This window comes from Granulicella sp. 5B5, from assembly GCF_014083945.1.
GTDB lineage: Bacteria > Acidobacteriota > Terriglobia > Terriglobales > Acidobacteriaceae > Granulicella.
The window spans coordinates 3829046-3848764 of record NZ_CP046444.1 but is presented as its reverse complement, the minus strand read 5'-3'; the positions used below and the strand labels follow the sequence as shown (position 1 = coordinate 3848764).

The 19719-nt window shown below is 63.0% G+C and carries 12 protein-coding genes, 2 tRNA genes and 1 pseudogene; 9 read left to right on the top strand and 6 right to left on the bottom strand.

The features are described from left to right. Positions 1-47: 47 nt before the first annotated feature. On the bottom strand, positions 48-1514 hold the full coding sequence (locus GOB94_RS16265) for an APC family permease (protein ID WP_255484089.1): 1467 nt from the start codon (positions 1512-1514) through the stop codon (positions 48-50). Positions 1515-1737: 223 nt separating this feature from the next. Here GOB94_RS16265 and GOB94_RS16260 point away from each other — a divergent pair, with 223 nt between their 5' ends. The 3 genes and pseudogenes from GOB94_RS16260 to GOB94_RS16250 all read left to right on the top strand — a co-directional run bounded on the left by GOB94_RS16260 (position 1738) and on the right by GOB94_RS16250 (position 5185). Next, positions 1738-1962: a nucleotidyltransferase domain-containing protein gene (locus GOB94_RS16260; RefSeq protein ID WP_255484088.1), complete on the top strand. Its 225-nt coding sequence runs from the start codon at positions 1738-1740 to the stop codon at positions 1960-1962. Between the two features lie 103 nt (positions 1963-2065). Beyond that, positions 2066-2344 (top strand): annotated as a pseudogene (locus tag GOB94_RS16255) (HepT-like ribonuclease domain-containing protein); the annotation flags it as partial. Positions 2345-2377: 33 nt separating this feature from the next. Beyond that, complete coding sequence (locus GOB94_RS16250; protein WP_182276870.1) at positions 2378-5185, top strand: PIG-L family deacetylase; 2808 nt, start codon at positions 2378-2380, stop codon at positions 5183-5185. Between the two features lie 60 nt (positions 5186-5245). Here GOB94_RS16250 and GOB94_RS16245 read toward each other — a convergent pair whose 3' ends face one another. Continuing rightward, positions 5246-6550 (bottom strand): hypothetical protein, encoded by a 1305-nt coding sequence (locus tag GOB94_RS16245; protein WP_182276869.1) that lies wholly within the window; start codon positions 6548-6550, stop codon positions 5246-5248. A 458-nt stretch (positions 6551-7008) separates the two neighbouring features. On the opposite strand from GOB94_RS16245, the gene smc reads away from it, so the two are divergent. The 6 genes from smc to GOB94_RS16215 all read left to right on the top strand — a co-directional run bounded on the left by smc (position 7009) and on the right by GOB94_RS16215 (position 14284). After that, positions 7009-10911: a chromosome segregation protein SMC gene (smc, locus tag GOB94_RS16240; protein ID WP_182276868.1), complete on the top strand. Its 3903-nt coding sequence runs from the start codon at positions 7009-7011 to the stop codon at positions 10909-10911. A gap of 78 nt (positions 10912-10989) precedes the next feature. Further along, positions 10990-11529: a CvpA family protein gene (locus tag GOB94_RS16235; RefSeq protein ID WP_255484086.1), complete on the top strand. Its 540-nt coding sequence runs from the start codon at positions 10990-10992 to the stop codon at positions 11527-11529. A gap of 88 nt (positions 11530-11617) precedes the next feature. After that, the gene (locus tag GOB94_RS16230) at positions 11618-11905 is read left to right on the top strand and encodes a helix-turn-helix domain-containing protein (protein ID WP_182276867.1); all 288 of its coding nucleotides are present in this window, start codon (positions 11618-11620) and stop codon (positions 11903-11905) included. 49 nt (positions 11906-11954) lie between these two features. Then, positions 11955-13949 carry a type II secretory protein PulD gene (locus GOB94_RS16225; RefSeq protein ID WP_182276866.1) on the top strand — a complete coding sequence of 665 codons (1995 nt, stop codon included), beginning with the start codon at positions 11955-11957 and terminating at the stop codon, positions 13947-13949. A 105-nt stretch (positions 13950-14054) separates the two neighbouring features. Then, positions 14055-14129: transfer RNA gene (locus GOB94_RS16220), tRNA-Gly, on the top strand. A gap of 80 nt (positions 14130-14209) precedes the next feature. After that, positions 14210-14284, top strand: a tRNA-Cys gene (locus GOB94_RS16215). A 271-nt stretch (positions 14285-14555) separates the two neighbouring features. Here the strand turns inward: GOB94_RS16215 and GOB94_RS16210 are convergent. From GOB94_RS16210 to GOB94_RS16195, 4 genes are read right to left on the bottom strand one after another with little or no spacing between them, the layout of a single operon-like run. Beyond that, positions 14556-15323, bottom strand: a complete 768-nt coding sequence (locus tag GOB94_RS16210) for a PIG-L family deacetylase (RefSeq protein WP_182276865.1) — start codon at positions 15321-15323, stop codon at positions 14556-14558. An 8-nt stretch (positions 15324-15331) separates the two neighbouring features. After that, positions 15332-16342, bottom strand: coding sequence for a thioredoxin domain-containing protein (locus tag GOB94_RS16205; RefSeq protein WP_255484085.1), 1011 nt, complete (start codon positions 16340-16342; stop codon positions 15332-15334). A 40-nt stretch (positions 16343-16382) separates the two neighbouring features. Beyond that, positions 16383-18053 carry an NAD+ synthase gene (locus GOB94_RS16200; protein WP_182276864.1) on the bottom strand — a complete coding sequence of 557 codons (1671 nt, stop codon included), beginning with the start codon at positions 18051-18053 and terminating at the stop codon, positions 16383-16385. A gap of 48 nt (positions 18054-18101) precedes the next feature. Then, positions 18102-19469 (bottom strand): sugar transferase, encoded by a 1368-nt coding sequence (locus tag GOB94_RS16195; RefSeq protein WP_255484442.1) that lies wholly within the window; start codon positions 19467-19469, stop codon positions 18102-18104. Positions 19470-19719 lie beyond the last annotated feature (250 nt).

Here is a 19719-nt window from a genome sequence, read left to right as displayed (position 1 = left end):
ACTCCTCGCTCTCTACTAAAGGATTAGACACCCGCAGAGCCTGCTGGTTACAGTACGTCACCAGCCGCGGGTCTGGATGCCGCAACACCGCGCTGGAATATCGACCGCACTGCAAAAAACAGCGATCCGGCGACCGCAACGATCGTCGCTAACAACAACTCGCGCTTGAAGTTCGGCCGCGAGACCACGATATAGCCAAACCCCGCCAGCGCCAACAGCGGAGGCAGCGGATACAACCACAATTTGAACGGACGCGGCAGCTCCGGCCTGCGTAACCGCAGCGCAATCACACCGATGTGCTGCAACGAAAACTGCAGCACAATCCGAAGAACTACCAGCGCCGCGATGACGTCCGCCAGCGAGAAGAAGCAGAACAGGCACGCCACGCCGCCCAGCGCCAGCAGCGACACGTACGGAAACCCGCGCGTCGGATGCAGCCGCCCGAACACCGCCGGGAAGTTGCCATCGCGCGCCGCAGCGAACGGTATCCGCGAGTAGCCCAGCAGCAGCGAGAACACGCTCGCAAAGGCTGTCACCATCACCAGCACCGCGGCTACGCGCCCCAGCAACATCGCCGTGTGCGCGCCCAGCGACGGCGCATAGGCAACCTGCATCACCTCCGCAATCAGCGCCCGCCGCGCGCCAAGCGAGCTGCCTGCGGCAATCGTCGCAGGCGCACCGAGCACCGCGAGCACGCTCGTGTTCAACGCCAGGTACAGCACCGCGACAACTGCAATCGACAGCAGCACAGCGCGCGGGATCGTCCGCCCCGGCTCACGCGTCTCACCGCCGAGGAACGTCACGTTGTAGTACCCCCAGTAGTCGTAGGTCGCAATCAGCATCGCAGAGCCCAGCCCCGCGAAGAAGCTGTGGTCCAACCGAAACGCTCCCGGCGGAAATGCAAACACCCGCGCCATCTGTCCGTGCAGCAGCCCGGTGACAATCGCCCAACCCATCGTGATGAGCACCAGCGTCAGCAGCACGGCACCCATTACGCGCATCTCCGACAGGCGCCGGTACAGCAGCACCACGGCCAGCACAACCGTCGCAATCGCGATCAACGTCGCACGACCCGCCGTTACGCCGAAGCTGTACGGCCCGAGGTGCAGCGCATGCACCGCCGCGTGCGACACCAGCGCCGGCGATAGAAACCCCGCATACTGCGCCAGCCCGATGCACCCGCTCGCCATCGACAGTGGCGCCGAGATGCACAGCTGAAACACAAAGAGAAAGCTCAGCCACCGCCCCAGCCGTCCCGGAAAGATCTTCGCCAGGTAGTAGTACGTCCCACCAGCCTCCGGCATCGCCGCGCCGAGCTCGGCCCACACCAGGCCGTCGCACGCCGCCAGCAGAGCGCCCAGTACCCAGCCCAGCATCGCCTGCGGGCCGCCCATCGCGCCCAGCAGCAGGGGCAGCGTCAGAAACGGGCCCACGCCAATCATGTCCAGCAGATTGAGCGTCACGGCGCCGCGCAGCGTTAGCGTGCGTTCGAGCTGAGGTGGTGTCTGCGACACGGTTGCTACCAGTGTATGAAATCGCGCGGCTATCCGTCGTATACAATCTCTCGTCTGGTCGTGAATTTCGGCATGAGCTGGCATGAACTCACCGCATCCCGCGTCTAGCAAGTCTTTTCACGCAATGAATCACGACGCTGTGCGTTAGACTTTTCCTATGAGGCCTTCCGAAGTCTTGTCGCAACATCGGGATACCATTCGCAGGCTAGTCGCAGAGGCTGGCATGGCGAACTCGCGCGTCTTCGGCTCGGTCTTGCACGGCGACGACGGCGACGGCAGCGATCTCGATCTGTTGATCGACGCCCCACCTCGCGCCAGCCTGTTGGAGATCGCAAAAGTGCAGGTCGCCATCGAGGATGCCGTTGGTGTTCCGGTTGATCTGTTGACGCCCGATTCTTTGCCCGTAAAGTTCCGCAATCAGGTTGTCGCGGAAGCCTTGCCGCTATGAGCCGGCACAGCCTCAGAGCCGGCGATTTTCTCGGCCATCTGCATGAGGCTGCGGCACACATCCTCCGCTACACAAGAGGTAAGAGTGAAGGCGCTTTCTCACAGACGTCTTCACGCAGGATGCCGTCATGCGAAACATCGAGGTCCTTGGCGAAGCCTCGAAAAACCTGCTCGAAGTCTTGCCAGACGCTCCACAGCGGTTCCCGGACATCCCCTTTCGTTCTATCTATGCCATGCGCAATCAACTGGCTCACGGATACTTTTCCACGAACATGGTTCGAGTCTGGGAGGTCGTTCAATCCGACATCCCAGGGCTGCTCAAGCATCTGGAACACGCGATAGCCGCCGTGCAGGCGACAGACCCGGGCCCCACCCAGCAGTGAGGGACTCTCGCACTCTGTGAGACTCTAAAAGGCATGAAGCTGCTACCTTCGCTTGGCCTCGCTGCCACACTGGCTGTGGTCCCATCCCACATCTTCGCCGCGCAAACGCCCACAAAGACCTTCTTCGACCCTGCCAACCTCCGCGGCGAGCACGTGCAGCCCCTCGACGGCCACGAACTGCCCATCGACCAGGGTGCGCTCGGCCTGCAGCAGATGCTGCGCCGCCTGAACACCCGCGCCTCCATCCTCAACATCGTAGCCCACCCTGACGACGAGGACGGTGGCATGTTGACCTTCTACTCCCGCGGCCGCGGCGCACGCGTCGCCGACCTCTCGCTCAATCGCGGCGAAGGCGGCCAGAACGCGATGACCCCCGACTTCGAGGATGCTCTCGGCCTGCTCCGCACGCAGGAGCTGCTGGCCTGCGACCGCTACTCCGGCATCCACCAGTTCTTCGGTACCGAGGTCGACTTCGGCTTCTCCAAGACCAAGGAAGAGGCCTTCTCCAAGTGGACGCACCAGCGCGTGCTCTATGACGTCGTACGCGCCATCCGCCTCTATCGACCGCTGGTGCTCACCGCCACCTTCATCGGCGGCGTCACAGACGGCCATGGCCAGCACCAAGTCTCCGGCGAGATCGCGCAGGAGGCCTTCAAAGCCGCCGGCGATCCCAGCGTCTTCCCCGAGCTCACAGCCGAGGGCATCCTGCCCTGGCAGCCGCTCAAGGTCTATGCGCGCGTGCCCATGTTCGCCATCTCCGACAAGGGCCTCTTCGACTACGCCACGAACCAGTACATCCCGGCGCGCTTCGTCAACTACGTCACTGGACAAGTCTCCACTACGCCGCCCACAACCGACGTCGTCGTCCACGAGGGTGAAAGCGACCCGCTGCTCACCGCAGCCGAGGGCAAGCCATTCAGCTACGTGCAGTTCGCGCGGATGGGTCTCGGCATGCAGAAATCGCAGATCGGCCCCGGCCTGCGCGTGCCGCCCGCAGGCAAATTTGACGTCGCCTACCACCGCTACGGCTCCATGCTGCCCGCCGACAGGCAGAAGCAGGACGAGTCCAGCTTCTTCGACGGCATCGATACCAGCATCGAAGGCATCGCCACCCTCGCACCCAGCGCACCGAAGTATCTGCGCGAGTCTCTCCACATGCTTGGCGCACAGATCTCAAACACAACGCAGGCCTTTGACGCTGCCCACCCGGAAAAGATCGCGCCGCAGCTTGCCGATGCCCTGCAGCAGACCACCGTACTGATCTCGCGGGTCGAAGGGGACAGCTTCAACCCTGAGCAGAAGGAGAGCGTTCTGCATGAGCTGCGCGTCAAAAGAGTTCAACTCAACAGCGCGCTCGCCCTCGCGCTGGGCCTCAACTACGACGCCACCAACAGCGACATCGACCATCCCGCAGGCAACGGCATCTCCGTCTGGTCGCAGGTGCGCACCGCTTCGTCTGAGACGCTTCATGGCAAGGCCACCTGGCTCACCAACAGCGCAGGCGGCATCGAAAAACCGGACAATGTAAGCGAAGACCGCAACCAGCTCACGGTCGATCACCCGCTCGCCGTCACGCTAACCGCGCACCCCTACTTCACCACGCTCATCTCGCAGCCGTACTTCTATCGCAAGAACATCGAGGCTCCGGTCTATGAACTCCGCCGCCCTGAGCTGCGCGATGCACCCGTCACGCCCCCAGCCCTCACGGCATGGACGGATGTCGAGTATCGCGGCACCACCATCGAACTGGGCCGCATCGTGCATGATGGGCCGCAGCCCATCCAGATCGTCCCGGCCGTCAACCTAGCGCTCTCTTCCAACGCACAAGTCCTGCCGGAAGGCACCCGCAGCCTCGATCTCACAGCGACGGCCACCTCCGCCTACCACCGCGACAGCTCCTATAAGGTCGTCAAACACGAGAAGCCGTCCGCGTCTCCCTCCGTCCACCTGCAAGTGCCCGCGCTGTGGTCTGCCAAACAAGCTGGGCCCGTCTCCGGCGATCTCACCGCGTTCATCGTCACACCACCGGCGGACCTGCGCGCGCCCGCAAGCCTGACAGCCACCGTAAGCCTGCCTACAGTGGCCGAATACACCGAAGGCTACCGCGCCATCGGTTACGGTGACCTGCCGCGCACCGATTACTACACACCCGCCGTCGACCGCATCGTCCCCGTCGATCTCAAGCTTCCGTCCAACGGCAAGCTTCGCATCGGCTATCTCCCCGGCACGGGCGACTCCGTACCCGAGGCCCTCGCCTCCATCGGGCTCAAGCCTGAGATTCTCACCGTCGCCGACCTCACTGCTGGCAAGCTCGGCCACTTCGATACCGTCATCCTCGGCGTGCGCACCTATGCCGCGCACCCTGAACTCCACGGCGCGCCGACGCAGGCGCTGCTGGCCTACGCCCGCGGCGGCGGCAACGTCGTCGTCCAGTACCAGACCGCCGAGTTCACCGCCGACGATGCCCCCTATCCGCTCACCCTCGGGAGCGACGCCGAAAGGGTCGTCGACGAGACCGACCCAGTCGCGCTCCTTGATCCCGCCTCGCCGCTGCTCTCCACGCCCAACCGCATCACGCCCGCCGACTTCAACGGCTGGATCGAAGAGCGCGGCCACGGCTTCCTCGGCTCCTGGGACGCGCACTACACGGCTCTCACCGAGGTCCACGACCCCGGCGCTCCTGCCGAAGGCGTGCGGCCCGAGGAGCCGCAGCGCGGCGGTCTCATCACCACGCAGCTCGGCAAAGGCCGCTGGACATACCTCGCGTTTGCCGTCTACCGCCAGTTGCCGGAGGCCGTGCCCGGCGCCTATCGCCTCTTCGTCAACCTGCTCAACAGGTAGCTGCTAACGCGCAAACAAAACGGCCTCCCTTGCGGGAGGCCGCTGTTTTAGCCGGGCGACTTAGTGAGACTTCGCCTTCGACTTGTGCGTCGGGTGGTGGTGGACCGGCGCCTTGGCGGCCGGCTTGGGCGGCACGATGAACGAGCCCGTCATCGTGATCATCAGCGGCTTCTGCGTGTAGGAGTCGTAGGTGCCATCCAGCGTCACCGTATCGCCCACGTTCGGCACCGTCTTCAACGGGTCCTTCATGTTGAAGGTGAAGTCCGCCGTCTTGCTCTGCACCGCGTCATCGGAGACCGCGACCTGCACGGAGTCCGCAGTCGCCGCAATCACCAGCGCGCCCGGGATCTCGACCGACTTGCCCTTCACCGCGTCGAACACCTTGTTGGCGTCGTCGGAGGTACCGTACTGTAGCGCAAACTCACGGTCGCTGATGGCCAGCACTGCCAGGTCAGGCGTCGTCGCGATCAACTGCTTCACGTAGTCTTCCGGCTTCGGCGCGGGCTTGATGCCGGCGAGGAAGCCTGCAGGCGGGTTCAGATTTGTCTGCACCGCGGTCTCCACTGCGTCATAGCCATCCGCGCCGCCGTGGAACTTCTTGTAGCAGTAGGTCGCCAGGCCGGCGATGGTGGGCTTGAACGCAGCCGGGGCAAACGCCGCAGCGCGGGTCGCATACCAGGTGCAGTTCAGGTAATCGGGCGGCGTGGAGGTGTAGTACGCCTGCGCCAGCACGTACACATCCTGCAGCTGCTTGGAGGGGTCCTGTGTGTCGGCCACCGGAACGGCATTCAGCTCCGCGGTCAGCGCCTTGATCGCGTCCGCGTTGTCCTTCTTGGCAAGATCGTCGTCGGCGATCGCGCTCTCGAAAGTCGGCATCGTCGCCGCCTTGAACTTCTCATAATCAGCCGGAGCGACACCGGTGGAGCCGGTAGCGCTCAGGCCCTGCTGCGCATAACCAGCAGCCTTGTCCAGGTCAGCCTGCTTGGTGGCGGGGTCGGTGGCCTTGTCGCCATCGGCGCGAAGGTAGTAGACCTTGATGGCCAGCGCGCGCAGGTTGCCAGGATCGACAGCCAGCAGATCGTCAGCGGCAGCCAGCGTGGCTTCCTCGTCTGTTGTCTGGCTGTACAGTGCGACAACCTCTGTCAGCACGGCCAGCTTCACGCTCGACTTCGGATACGCCTTCAGGTATGCCTGGAAGGCCTTAGCCTTGGCTTCCGGCGTGGTCTGGGTATTGGCGTTGTTGTACGCCGCATACTCATCGGCAGACATCGCCACCTGGCCAGGTGCGGCCTGGGCATATACGATTGACGCCGACGGAACTGCGCAGACTGCGGCCAGCAGCGAAGCAAGTACGACCTTCTTCATAAATAAAGTTCTCCTCGGAGCTTTTGCGGGGTGTAGACGGTGTTCGTTTAGATTAGCGCAGTTTGCGCGCCGCACGGCAAACTCTTCCAAAAATGAAAGGCCGCTGGACGGATGCTCCGGATTATAAGAACCGCGACGGCTCCTGTGCAACCGGTTGCTCTCGGTATTCCCGTTCCTTTCACACAACGATAAGAGCCGTATGCCCCGCCGCGGCAAGGCATCTGCGCACATCTCTTTGGATGCAAACGAGCGCCTTCGCGTTCATCGCCAGCCTTTCGACGCACCATCCCCATCGATGTCACCCGGCGGACCCCGCAAAAAACCTTCAATTCCGGACTGTCTTATCCACAATCCGGGCTGAATTCGGGTTGATTCACCCTCCACCACCGCTTACGATTCGACCTAAGCAGCCGCTACCCCGCGTCTGCGAACACTCGTGCGGAAAAGGTCATGCCTCCTTGCTCAAGCTAAAAAAAGTCCAGATCCTCGGCTTCAAGTCCTTCTGCGACCGCACCGAAGTGCAGCTCGCGGGTGAAGGCATCGCTGCCATCGTCGGTCCCAACGGCTGCGGCAAGTCCAATATCTCCGACGCCATCACCTGGGTCCTCGGCGAGCAGTCCGCCAAATCCCTGCGCGGCATCAAGATGGAGGACGTCATCTTCGCCGGCACACGCGACCGCAAGCCCACAGGCATGGCTGAGGTTTCGCTGACCCTCGTCGATCCCGAGGTCTACGATGGCAACACTCTCGCCGAGGGTGAAGAACCTGTAGTCGAGCATGAAGCCCCTACACCCATCGACTCGCTCTCCGACTGGGATGAGTCCGCCGTCCGTGCAGAAGCCGCGCAGGAGACCGACGACGCCGTCATCGAAGCCCAGCCCGGCACTACCTACGAGGCCGAGGTAAAGCCTAAGAAGCCCGCTCCCGGCGAGGCCGCACCCGAAGCCGACGCCTCCGCCGAGCTCGCGCCCGAGAACAACGTCGTCCTCAAGATCCGCCGCCGGAAGTTCGGCCGCGCGCCCGTCCGAGCCGGTGAGATCACCATCACCCGCCGTCTCTTCCGCTCCGGCGACTCCGAGTACCTGCTCAACGGCAAGATCTGCCGCCTGCGCGATATTCAGGACATCTTCATGGGCACCGGCCTCGGCGGCGAGACCTATGCCATTATCGGCCAGGAGCGCATCGGACAGCTCCTCAGCTCCAAGCCGCTCGACCGCCGCAGCATCATCGAAGAGGCCGCCGGCATCACCCGCTTCAAGACCAAGAAGCGCCTCGCCGAGCTCCGTCTCGAGTCCGCCAAACAAAATCTTTCGCGCGTGAACGACATCTTCGACGAGGTCACCCGTCAGATGGGCGTCCTCAAGCGCCAGGCCTCCAAGGCCGAGCGCTACGGTGCCCTGCGCGACGAACTGCGGGCCAAGCTCCGCGTCGTACTCGCCAGCCGCCTCACGCAGATGGACGCCGAGAAGTCCGCAGCCACCGCGGAGATCGAGCGTCTCGGCGCGCTGATCGACGCACAGGCCGCGCAGCTTGAGACCATGGATGCCGAGCACTCCGCCGGCGTCGCCCGCGGCTACGAACTTGACGGCCAGATCCGCGATGCCGGTTCCCGCGCCAATGCCAGCGCCGTTGAACTCGAACGCATCGTCGCGCGCACCGCCTCCAACGCCGACCGCGTTGCGGAACTCACCCAGCGCATCGCCACCGGCAACGACGACCTCGCCCAGGCCCGCGGCCAGCTCGAAACGCTGGCCAGCGAACGCGAGCAGCACCGCAGCTTCCTCGAGAGCGCCACAACGGAATCCACCGGCGCGCGCGAGGCCGCCAACGCACAGCAGGCGCAGGCGCACGAGGCCACCCGCAACGTGCTCGCCGCCGAAGCCTTGGCAGAAAACCATCGCCGCACCGCTATGCAGGCCATGCAGCGCGCCGGGCAGGCCAACAACGAGAGCACGCAGGCAGAAGCCGCTCTCGCCGGCCTCGACCGCGAGAACGAACGCCTCGTCGCCGAATCACAGACCGCGCGCGGCGAACTCGAACTGCTCGGCCAGCAGCGCGGCCAGCTCCAGATCTCCTTTGAAGACGTCACTGCGCGCCTCAAGCGGCTCGAAACTGAGATCAGCGAGCTTCGCCAGACCCTCGACAGCAAGCGCATCGCGGAGACGCAGTCGCGCCGTCGCGGCGACGAGTTGCGTACACAGCAGGCTTCCCTGGCAGGCCGTAGAAATTCGATTGAGGCACTTATCCGCGAGCATAGCTATTCGCCTGACACGGTGAAGAACCTTCTCAAGAAGCTGCAAAACGGCCACGCTCCTCTCGGCACGCTGGCTGATTTTCTCGAAGTGGACGAGAAGTACGGCGCTCTCATGGACGAGTACCTGCGCGAAGAGCTGAACTACGTCGTCGTGCAGAGCTGGGATGCAGCCGACGAAGGCGTGCTGAAGCTTCAAAAAGATGTGGCCGGACGAGCGACATTCCTTGTTCATCCCGATGGCGCTCCAGTGCAGATGCCGGAGGCGAGCGCGGCGATCCAACCGGCAGGCGTGATTGCCCTGCGTGACTGCGTGCGCGCAAATAGGGGCTTTGGCCGCTCGCTCGAAACCCTTCTGCCTAAGCTCCGCGATGGTTTCATCGCGCCAGATGCAGCGACCGCCCGTAAACTGGCAGCAGAGTACCCACAAGGCTTCTTTCTGGCTCCAAGCGGTGAGACGTTCCAGCATCTGACCGTTACTGGCGGCAAGACAGCAGGTGGGCAAGGCCCGATGGCACTGAACCACGAGCTCGGCGAGTTGCAGACAAAGCTTCAGAGCGTCGAAACCGAACTTGCGCAGACGGAGCAGACCACAGCCACGCTCGCCCGCGAGATCGCCGAGCACAACCAAACCGTCGAGTCCAAGAACCACGAGCGCCGCGATGCGGAACGCGAGAGCGCCAACTCCGGTGCTGCCCTGCGCCAGATGGAGCAGGAGGTCACCCGCATCGAGAGCCGCCTGCAGCAGTGGCAGATCGCGCAGAACCGCAACAACGACCAGCGCCAACAGCGTCTCGACCTCATCGCCCGCAAGCGCGAGGACGCCGCGAAGTTCGAAGCCGAACGCGCCGCCATCGAGCAGCAGGTCTCGGACCTCACCGAAAAAATCGTCTCGCTGCGCCTTACTCGCGAGGAGCTGCAGACCGCAGCCAGCGCCGCCGCCGCTGCGCTTGCAGGCCTTGAAGAACGCCGCCGCAACGCCAACGCCAACTTCGAACAGACCAACCGCCTCTTCGAGAGCCAGTCGCAGCGCATCACGCAGCTCGAATCGCAACTCACCTCCGCCGCCTCGGAAAAGCAGCGCCGCGAAGAGGAGACCTCCGAGCTCGCGCTGAAGCACAACGAGCTGACCGAGATGCGCGCCCAGGCCATCGCCGAAGGCGAAACGCTCTCCACCGAGGCCAGCACCCTGCGCGCCGCCATGGCCGAGCTCGATACAAAGCTCCGCACCCTGCGCCACGAGACGGAGGCCCTCCGCGAGCAGCGCGCGGCGCTCACAGCCCGCGCCGCCAAGCTCACCTCCGACCTCGAACACCTTGAGGCCACCTGCGTCAATGACCTCTCCGTCGAACCCGTCGTCCTCCGCGAAGACGCCGGCATCGCACGCATTGAAGGCGAAGCCCTCGTCGCTGAAGAAGAGGCCTCGCGCGCCCTCAAGCAGCGCCTCGAAGCCATGGGTCCCGTCAACATGATGGCCCTCGAGGAGTACACCGAGACCGCCGAGCGTCATACCTTCCTCGAAGCCCAGCGCAAGGATCTCCTCGAATCCATCGAGAACACCCAGCAGTCCATCAAGGAGATCGACGACGTCTCCCGCGTCAAGTTCGACGAGGCCTACAAGGTCATCAACGAGAACTTCTCCAACACCTTCACCAAGCTCTTCGGCGGCGGCCAGGCCTTCATGCGGCTCACCGACGTCGACGAGGTCACCGGCAAGAGCTCCGACATGAGCGGCATCGACATCATCGCCTCGCCGCCGGGCAAGAAGCTCCAGAACGTGCTCCTGCTCTCCGGTGGTGAGAAGGCCCTGACCGCCCTCTCGCTGCTCGTCGGCATCTTCCAGTTCCAGCCTGCGCCCTTCTGCGTGCTCGACGAAGTCGATGCACCGCTCGACGAGACCAACGTCGGCCGCTTCGCACGCCTCATCGCGGAGATGTCGCAGGACACGCAGTTTGTCGTCATCACCCACTCCAAGCGCACTATGGAGCAGGCCGATGTGATGTACGGCGTCACCATGCAGGAGCCCGGCGTCTCCAAGATCGTCAGCGTCTCACTCGGCGGCCGCGACCGTGGCCGCAATGCGGGCCGCGACAACCGCAGCGCAGCGTAGTTTCTTCGGCAGTGGTAACTGCATAGCCACTTGCCGCTGCCCGTTTCAACCGCGATCATCGAGAGCGTAGGTGTTCCCATGCCATCGCTTCTCTCCACCATGAACCCGCTCGACTGGCTCCTTGCCGCGGTCCTCGTCTGGTCCGTACTGCGGGCTTTCATGCGCGGCTTCGTGCGCGAAGCCTTCGCCCTCGCCGGCCTCATCACCGGTTTTCTGATCGCCTGCTGGAACTACCGCGCCCTTGCCTGGCACTTCCGCACCTTCGCCGCAAACCCGGCGCTCCGCGGCCTCATCGCCTTCCTGCTTATCCTCTTCGCTGTCGTCATTCTCGCCGCGTTGCTCGGTAAGTTGTTGAGCCGCACAGCCTCCGCCGTCGGCCTCGGCTTTTTTGACCGCCTCGGCGGCGCACTCTTCGGCCTGCTCCGCGGCGCGCTCTTCGCGGTCGTGTTACTTTTGGCCGTTACCGCATTTGTTCCATCCGCGACATGGGTTAAAACTTCTACCCTCGCTCCGTATTTTTTTCAGGCCGATCATGCTGTATCCTTCGTCATGCCCTCTGACCTGCGGTCACGTCTAGCAAACGGACTCGACCGCATACATAGGCCTCAAGTCTTCTGACACAAAGCACAAAAACAGCGGCTGGATCAAACCACCTGCTTCGTCGCACAATGGCGTTACAAGTTCTCCCGTAAGGATGCCCCGCGATTTGAAACGCGATCTCGACAATCTCGTCCTCCAGATGTACTCCCAAGGCGTCTCCTACGCGGATGCAGTCCGCGAGTTTAAGAAGCGCTATATCCTTGAAGTCCTCTCACGCCATCGCGGCAACCAGTGCAAAGCAGCCGAAGAGTTGAACATGCACCGCAACACGCTCAGTCGTACGCTCGCCGAGCTTGGACTTGACTCCGTGCAGATCCGCCAGGGCATGCGTCGTCCGGTCCGCTCCGTGCGTCCCGACCGGCCCGGTCTGCAGATCGTCTCCAGCGGCCGCTGAGCGTCTGCGCAAGCCGACCTTCGCCCTGCCCTTTCGTCTAACATCACAGATGATGCTCTGCATCCCTCAGCCACGCTGGCCCCGGTCGCCTGGGAAGCTCCGCGCGCTCGTCTTCGGACTAGCATGCGCGCTCACCGCCGCGTGCCTGCCAGCGCGTGCCCAGACCACCCCGGCCGACTCCCCCACCAGCGTCCCAGCAGGTGCTCTCCCTCCGACGCCGCTCGCCACGCCTGCTGCGCCTACCGATTCGCCCGCCTATCCGCAGATCACGCCCAAGCAGGCCAGCGACGCCAACGATGCCTATCTCGAAGGCCTCAAGCAGGTCCAGCACAAGGACCTCTCCGCCGCCGTCGACCATTTTGCCCTCGCCGCCAGGCTCAACCCCGGCAATCGCGACTACGTCCTCGCGCTACTCGTCGCCAAAGGCGGCCGCGCCACCCAGCTCGTTCGCGAGGCCGCCGCAGCCGAGCAGGCTGGCGACACCGCCAAGTCCGAGGCCCTCCTCACCGAAGCCCGCAAGTTCGACCCCGACAACCCCATCGTCGCGCAGCACTTCGGCAGTGCCGCAAAACCCGTTCATCCTACCGGCCCTGTGCCCGCCGACGAACTCGCTTCCATGCTCGGCGGCCCCATCAAGCTCGATGCCGCCCGTGGCACCAAAAACTTCCATCTCCAAGCCGCCACTCGTAGCATCCTCACCCGCGTTTATCAGGACTTCGGCATCCGCACCACCTTCGACCCTTCGGTCCAAGGCAGCTCCGCCACGCTCGATCTCGACAACGTCACCTTCGACGACGCGACACGTATCGCGCTCCAGATGACACACACCTTCGCCGTCCCTGTGCAGCCGAACCTCGTCCTCATCGTCAAGGACAGCCCCGACAACCGCCAGGAGTTCCAGCCCCAGATCGAAGAGACCGTCTACCTGCCCGGCTACTCGCAGGACCAGATGACCGAGCTCGCTAATCTCGCCCGTAATGTCTTCGACCTCAAGCAGGTCACTGCCAGCTCCACCGACGGCTTCATGCTCCTGCGCGGCGACGAGCCCTCTCTCCGCCTCGTCAACGCCACCTTTGCGGACATGCTTGACGGCGGCAACGATGTCCTCTTCGACGTCAATCTCTACGAGGTCAGCACCTCCAAAACCAACAATATCGGTGCCGTTCTTCCCAGCTCTGTCGGTGCCTTCAGCGTCATCAGCGAGGCCGACTCCCTTCTCAGCTCCAACGCCAGCCTGCTCTCCCAGGCTATCTCCTCCGGCCTGCTTGTGCTCAACGGCAACCCACTGCAAAACATCATCACGGAGATCGAATTCCTCGTCGCCTCAGGCGCCGTCAGCACCACGCAGTTTACAAACTTCGTCGGCACCTTCGGTGGTGGCCTCACCTACGCGGGTCTCTACCTCGGCTCCAACAGCAGCTTCCAGTTCGCCCTCAACGCCACCGACTCCCGCCTGCTCGACGCCGTGCAACTGCGCGGTAGCAGCGGCCAGGAGGCCACCTTCCGCGCCGGCTCGCGCTACCCCGTCATTACCGGCACCTACAGCTCCGGCGTCAGCAGTGCGCTCTCTGGGCTTAACGTCAACGGCACCAGCGTGGCCAGCCTTCTCTCGCAGTACCTCGGCGGCGCCACCGCCTCCACGCCGGAGTTCCAGTTTGAAGACCTCGGCCTGACCCTCAAGATGACGCCCACCGTACAGCACGGCGGCGACGTCACCGTGAAGTTCGACCTCAAGTTGGAAGCCCTCGGCGGCACATCGCTCGATAACATCCCCATCCTCGACAACCGCGCCATGACCTCCACGGTCACTATCCCCCCCGGCAAAACCGTCATGCTCGCCTCCCTCGTCTCCAAAAGCGAGATCCGCTCCATCGACGGCGTCCCCGGCCTCAGCGAACTCCCCGGCTTCCAGGGCACCGACAAGGACAAGGAGGTCGACACCGACGAACTTCTCATCACCATCACCCCGCACGTCGTCCGCACCGGCCGCCTGCACATCGAAAGCAAAGCCCTCGCCGCCGTCCACACCATCTCCGCTCAGTAAATGCCCTGTCGTGTATCCCTTTCCCTTTCAACTTCTCTTGTGGAGAACCGCCCCTCCCCACGTTGCAATTCCGTTGCAGCCTCGCTATACTTTGTAAGTGGCAGGGCGGGAGTAGCTCAGTGGTAGAGTGCTTCCTTGCCAAGGAAGATGTCGCCGGTTCGACCCCGGTCTCCCGCTCCAATCCTTCTCTTCTTCAGCGAGACCTCTCATAGCTGACGTTGGCGTTCTCTGCGCCCGGAGAGATCGGCGATCGCCCCAGGGGCGCGGTACCCAAGTGGTAAGGGAGAGGTCTGCAAAACCTTTATGCGTCGGTTCGATCCCGACCCGCGCCTCCATCACCTCCTCAATTCCATGAACAATCTCTCCGCAACGACTCATCCTGCGCCGCTTACCTGCGTCTGCTATTGACACCACCGATACACTAAAACTAGAGCAATTGAAGACGAGCTAACCCTATTGCGCCCTCTGCGTTCCCGCTTTTGCCTTTGCTTTTGACACCAGGGGATCAGACCTTCACAAGTCCGCTTCTAGCCCTCAACGCCTCAGGATTTTCAATCAAAAAGTATCCGGGGGGAGGGGTGGGGTGCCAGGCTCCCACCCACCCGATCACTTCGCCGCAATCGCCGCCAGCCAGGCAGCATTCACCCACAACCGCTCGCGCCCGTCGTACTGCCCACAGAACGCCGCAATCGCCTCAGCCGTCGCATCCTCAATCTGCGAGTCATAGCAAAGCGCCAACCGCCGTTTCCGGGTTACAGCAGCATCCACCGGTCGCGCCTCCTCGGCAAAACAGCTCTGCAGTGGAACGCCCGCCGCCAGCGCGCTCGCCTGCACCGCTGCCTCTACAGCATCGGGAGCCTGCGCGGCATACGGCAGGTCCTCATAGAACGCCAGCGGCACGTTGCCGGCATCGGGTGGCAGCGCAGCCAGCCGCGTCGTCAGGTGGTCCACATGACCACCCACCCCCAGCGGCAGCACCACCGCCTCCGCCCGCCCTTGCGCCATCGCGCGCTGCACCTTCTGCATCACCTTGTCGGATAAAACAGGCTCGCGGTGCAACACGTCATCTTCAGCGCAGTGCAGCCGCAGCGGAGCATCCTTCAGCCCAACATCGGCCAGGGTGAGCTTTCCCCGCCCTGGCAAACCGGCATACAGCTTCACCCAGGCCTCGTCCTCGCGCTTGCGTACCGCGCTTGCAAATGAAGCCCGGTCATTCGGATGCAGCGACTCCGCATCCGAGTACGGCGCATGCTCGGTCCGCGTAAACACGTTTACAACTTCGACAGCGTGGCCCAACAGCAGCCACGCTTCGATAGCCAGTCCCAGCGAAAACCCCGCATCGTCACGGTGCGGAGACCACACAGCAATCCTCATCGCCACTCCTACTGCAACGAGGTCAGCGTCGGCGGCGGATGCACCGAGATGCCGTCCTGCCCAGCCTGGAAGATGACGATCTTCTTCAGCGTCTCGTAAGGCAGCGCCGTGATCGGCAGAGCATGGCCGTTCACGAACAGCAGCGGCGTCTGGTCCACTCCAACGTCCTTGCCCAGCTGGATCGACGCATCCACGTCCTGCTTGGTCGCAGCATCGTTCGCACACGCTGCTACAGCATTCGGGTCGGCGCCCGCAGCCGTCACCGCAGCCGCCAGCGTCGCATCCACAGACTCCTTCGTCAGCCCGGCCTGCTTGTCATACACGGTCGACGCATACGTGAAGAACGCTGCATCACCCTTGGCCTTGCGCACGCAAACGCCCTCCGCCGCTGCACGATACGCAAACGGATGGATCTCCGCAATCGGATAGTTCTCAAACACGATCCGGGCCTCAGGAAAGTCCTTCGCCAGCTGCGCCATCGTGCCCTGCGCCTCCTTGCAGTGCGGGCACTCCAGGTCGGCGAACTCCACGAGCTCCAGGTCCTTGCTGGTTGCGCCCTTTGCCGCGCCGTTCGCACGAGTTACCAGTGTTTCGCGGTTCGCCTCGAACGGCTTCGCGCCGAAGTCGATCACCTGGTCAGCGATCGCATGCTTGCCGTCCGGCGTGGTGAAGAACACCGTCGTCTTCGGCCCGCCGGCCTGCCCAGCCTCACTCACGAACACTACCACCTTCGACACCCCCGGCGCCTGCGTCTTCAAAATCGCCGCCACCTCCCAAGCACGGTTCCCGTCATAACCCCAGATCGATTTCAGGAACGAGTTCACCTCAGCGGCCGTGGGCGAAGCCGCCGTAAAGTTCTTTGGGTTCACGGGCGGAAACTCGTTCGTAGCCACAACCGGCCCTTGCGGCTTCGGCGCCTGCGGTTCACTCGCCGGGGCCTGCGCCAACACGGCCGTCGCACCGGCGATCATCATGGTCAACGCCGCTGCCGGCAGCCACTGCTTCATCGTTATCGTCATTCTCCAACCCTTCTTATTCATCATCTCGAACTGTCTATCGCTAACGCCTGGCCGCAATGGGAAACCGTCTCCCCATGCCAAACGACTTCCTTGACACCTTCAGCACCGGAGCGGCCTGCTGCCGCTTGTACTCGCTGATCTCCACTAACCGAATGACGCGCCGCACCAGTGCAAGGTCAACGCCCTGCGCCTCTACAATCTCCTCTGCCGAGGCATACTCCTCCACATACGCACGCAAAATGGGGTCCAGCACATCATACGGCGGCAGCGAGTCCGTGTCCTTCTGCCCCGGCCGCAACTCCGCCGACGGCGGCTTGGTCAGCGTGTCCTCCGGTATGATCTCGCGCTCACGGTTCACATACCGGCTCAGCGCATAAACCTCGGTCTTGTACACGTCCGCAATCACCGCCAACGCACCCACCATGTCTCCATAGAGAGTGCAATAGCCGCAGGCCATCTCGCTCTTGTTGCCCGTCGTCAGCACCAGCGCGCCAGTCTTGTTCGAGAGCGCCATCAGCAGGCTCCCACGAATACGCGGCTGCAGGTTCTCCTCCGCCAGCCCAAACGCCGTGCCCTCAAAGAACGGCTCCAATGCCCCAGTAAATCGTGTATAGATCTCCCTGATCGGTACAATCGAGAACGCAATCCCAAGGTTCGCTGCCAGCTTCTCCGCATCGCTCACCGAACCGCTCGACGAGAACTCGCTCGGCATCCCGACGCCCTGCACATTCTCTGCGCCCAGCGCTTCCACCGCAATCGCAGCCACCAGCGCCGAATCGATCCCGCCGCTCAGTCCGACAATCGCCTTCTTGAATCCGCACTTCCGCAGATAGTCCCGCGTGCCCAGCACCAGCGCCTGCCAGGTCAGCGCAACCTCATCCTGTGATGGCGGCACCAGCAACTTATCAGGGGCCGTTGTATCGACGATCAACAGGTCCTCCGCAAAGCTCTTCGCCTGCGCCAGCACCTCGCCATCCGGCCCCACCACCAGTGAGCTGCCATCGAACACCAGGCTGTCATTCGCGCCAACCTGGTTCACCATCACAATCGTCGCGCGATGCCGCTTCGCCAGTGCACCCAGCATCTTCTGTCGCACCGCAATCTTGTCATGCCAGTAGGGTGAAGCCGAGATATTCAGGATCAGCCGATGCCCGCTCAACGGCTGCGGCAACACCGCCCACTGCCGCATCAGTTCCTCTACCGGGTCCACCGGGTAAAGCTGCCGAGGCCAGAACATCTTGTCATTCCACGCGTCCTCGCAGACCGTCACGGCGACAGCATGCCCTTTCACGACACTCAGCGACTGCTCATGCCCTGGCTCAAAGTACCGCTGTTCGTCAAACACGTCATAGAACGGCAGCAGCATCTTCTGTTGCACCGCATGCACCGCCCCGTCCGCCAGCAGAGCCGCTACGTTTCGCACATGCTTTCCGCGCACGTTCTCGCAACGCATCGGCGAACCGCACAGAATCGCCGGCCGCCCCTCACCGCGCGTCAGCTCCGCGACAGCGACCAGCGTCGCCTCCGCCTGCGCTACAAACGATTCCTTCTCAAGAAGGTCCGCTGGCGGATACCCGCATGTCGCCAGTTCAGGAAAGATCACCAGTTCGGCGGCCTGCGCCGCTGCCCGCTCGACATACCCCGAGATCAGCGCGAGGTTCCCCGCGAAGTCTCCAACCGTTGGATTGATTTGCGCCAGCGCGATCCGCACCCATCCAGTCTAACGGATTACGAACAGATCGCCTTCCACCGCGCCCTCTTAGCTGCCGGTGCCGCTGAACACTGCGCCCACCGTCCGCGCAAGGATGCGCAGATCGAGCATCAGGCTCCAGTTCTCCACGTAGGCTGTGTCCAGCGAGATATACGCATCGAACGATGGGTCCTGCCGCGCCTCCACCTGCCACAGGCCCGTCATACCGGGCAGCACATCCAGGCGGCGCAGGTGCGATAGGTCATAGCGTTCAACCTCAGTCGCCAGCGGTGGCCGCGGCCCAACGATGCTCATATCGCCCGCCAGCACATTCAGAAACTGCGGCAGTTCATCGAGCGAGTACTTCCGCAGCCAGGCCCCCATCGTCGTAATGCGCGGATCATCGCTGATCTTGAACAGGATGCTGTCCCGCTCATTGCGATGCTCCAGGCCGCCTCGCAGCTTCTCGGCCTTGTCCACCATCGTACGGAACTTGTAGCAGGTAAACGTGCGTCCTTTGCGTCCCACCCGCTGCGCACGGTATAAAACCGGTCCCGGAGAATCCATTTTGATCAGTAACGCGATCACCAGCATCAGGGGCGCGCACAACACTAGCGCCACGCAGCAAACGATGATGTCGATGACCCGCTTCAGCACAAACGCGCCCTGCGGGAAATCCTTCCAATGCAGAGGGATGGTCGGAAACTGACCGACATATTCCACAGGGGCATTCCAGGCCAGTCCGTCATACAGGTCAGGCACGACACGTACATCGATGCCGTTTGTCCGCGCCTCCTCGACTATCGCGATCACCTTCTCTTTCGGCACCGACGCCGTGAAGTAAATCTCGTCGACAAAGAGCGACCTTCCGACACCAACGCAATTCTCCAGGTTGCACACCACCTCCGACTCAGCGTCACTGATCGGAGCATCATCCCCCACCGACACAAAGCCCTTGAAGCGGAATCCCATGTAAGGCAGTGACTGCAGATGGTTACGCAAAGCATTGGCAACGCGCCCTTCACCCACAATCAGGACATTGCGCACCTCGCGGCCTTCCAGAAATCGCCGCTCACGCACCTTGCGCGAGATCGCCCTGCGCCCCATCATCGCCGTCATTGTCAGCAGCAGCGTCAAAGCCACCACGATACGTGAGACTGCATACGCATGGGCCAGATACAGTGTTCCGCACAGCAGCAATCCCGCCGTCAGAACCGCCTGGATCGTCATCCGCTGCTCGTTCAGTCCACTGCGGTGATCGGCAGCCCGGTACAGCCCATAGATTCGCGCGAACACCACCAGGTATAGCCCGAACAACAGCACATAGATCACAGAGATGAGAGGGATGCTCACCCAGAACTGGTCGAACAGTCTGGGGTGCAACGAGGCAACATATGCTCTTTGGCGGATGCAAAACGCGATCAGCCCTGCAACCATCGCGCAGAGATAGTCCAGCGCAGCCCACAGGAGTGCAGTAGTGGATGAGCGCGCGGCAAGTCCTCCGTGCCTCGAAGCCGCTCCGGCCTTGGATCGCCCATAGCCAGATACCACAACTTGTTCCAGGTAGTCGGGAATTGTCATAGCCACTTCTCAGGAGCAGATTGCGAATAGGCCTACACGCAGAATAGATATGTTTTCTAAGCTGATTTCAGTCTACGCCTTCCCGGAAGGTGACTTCCACTTTATC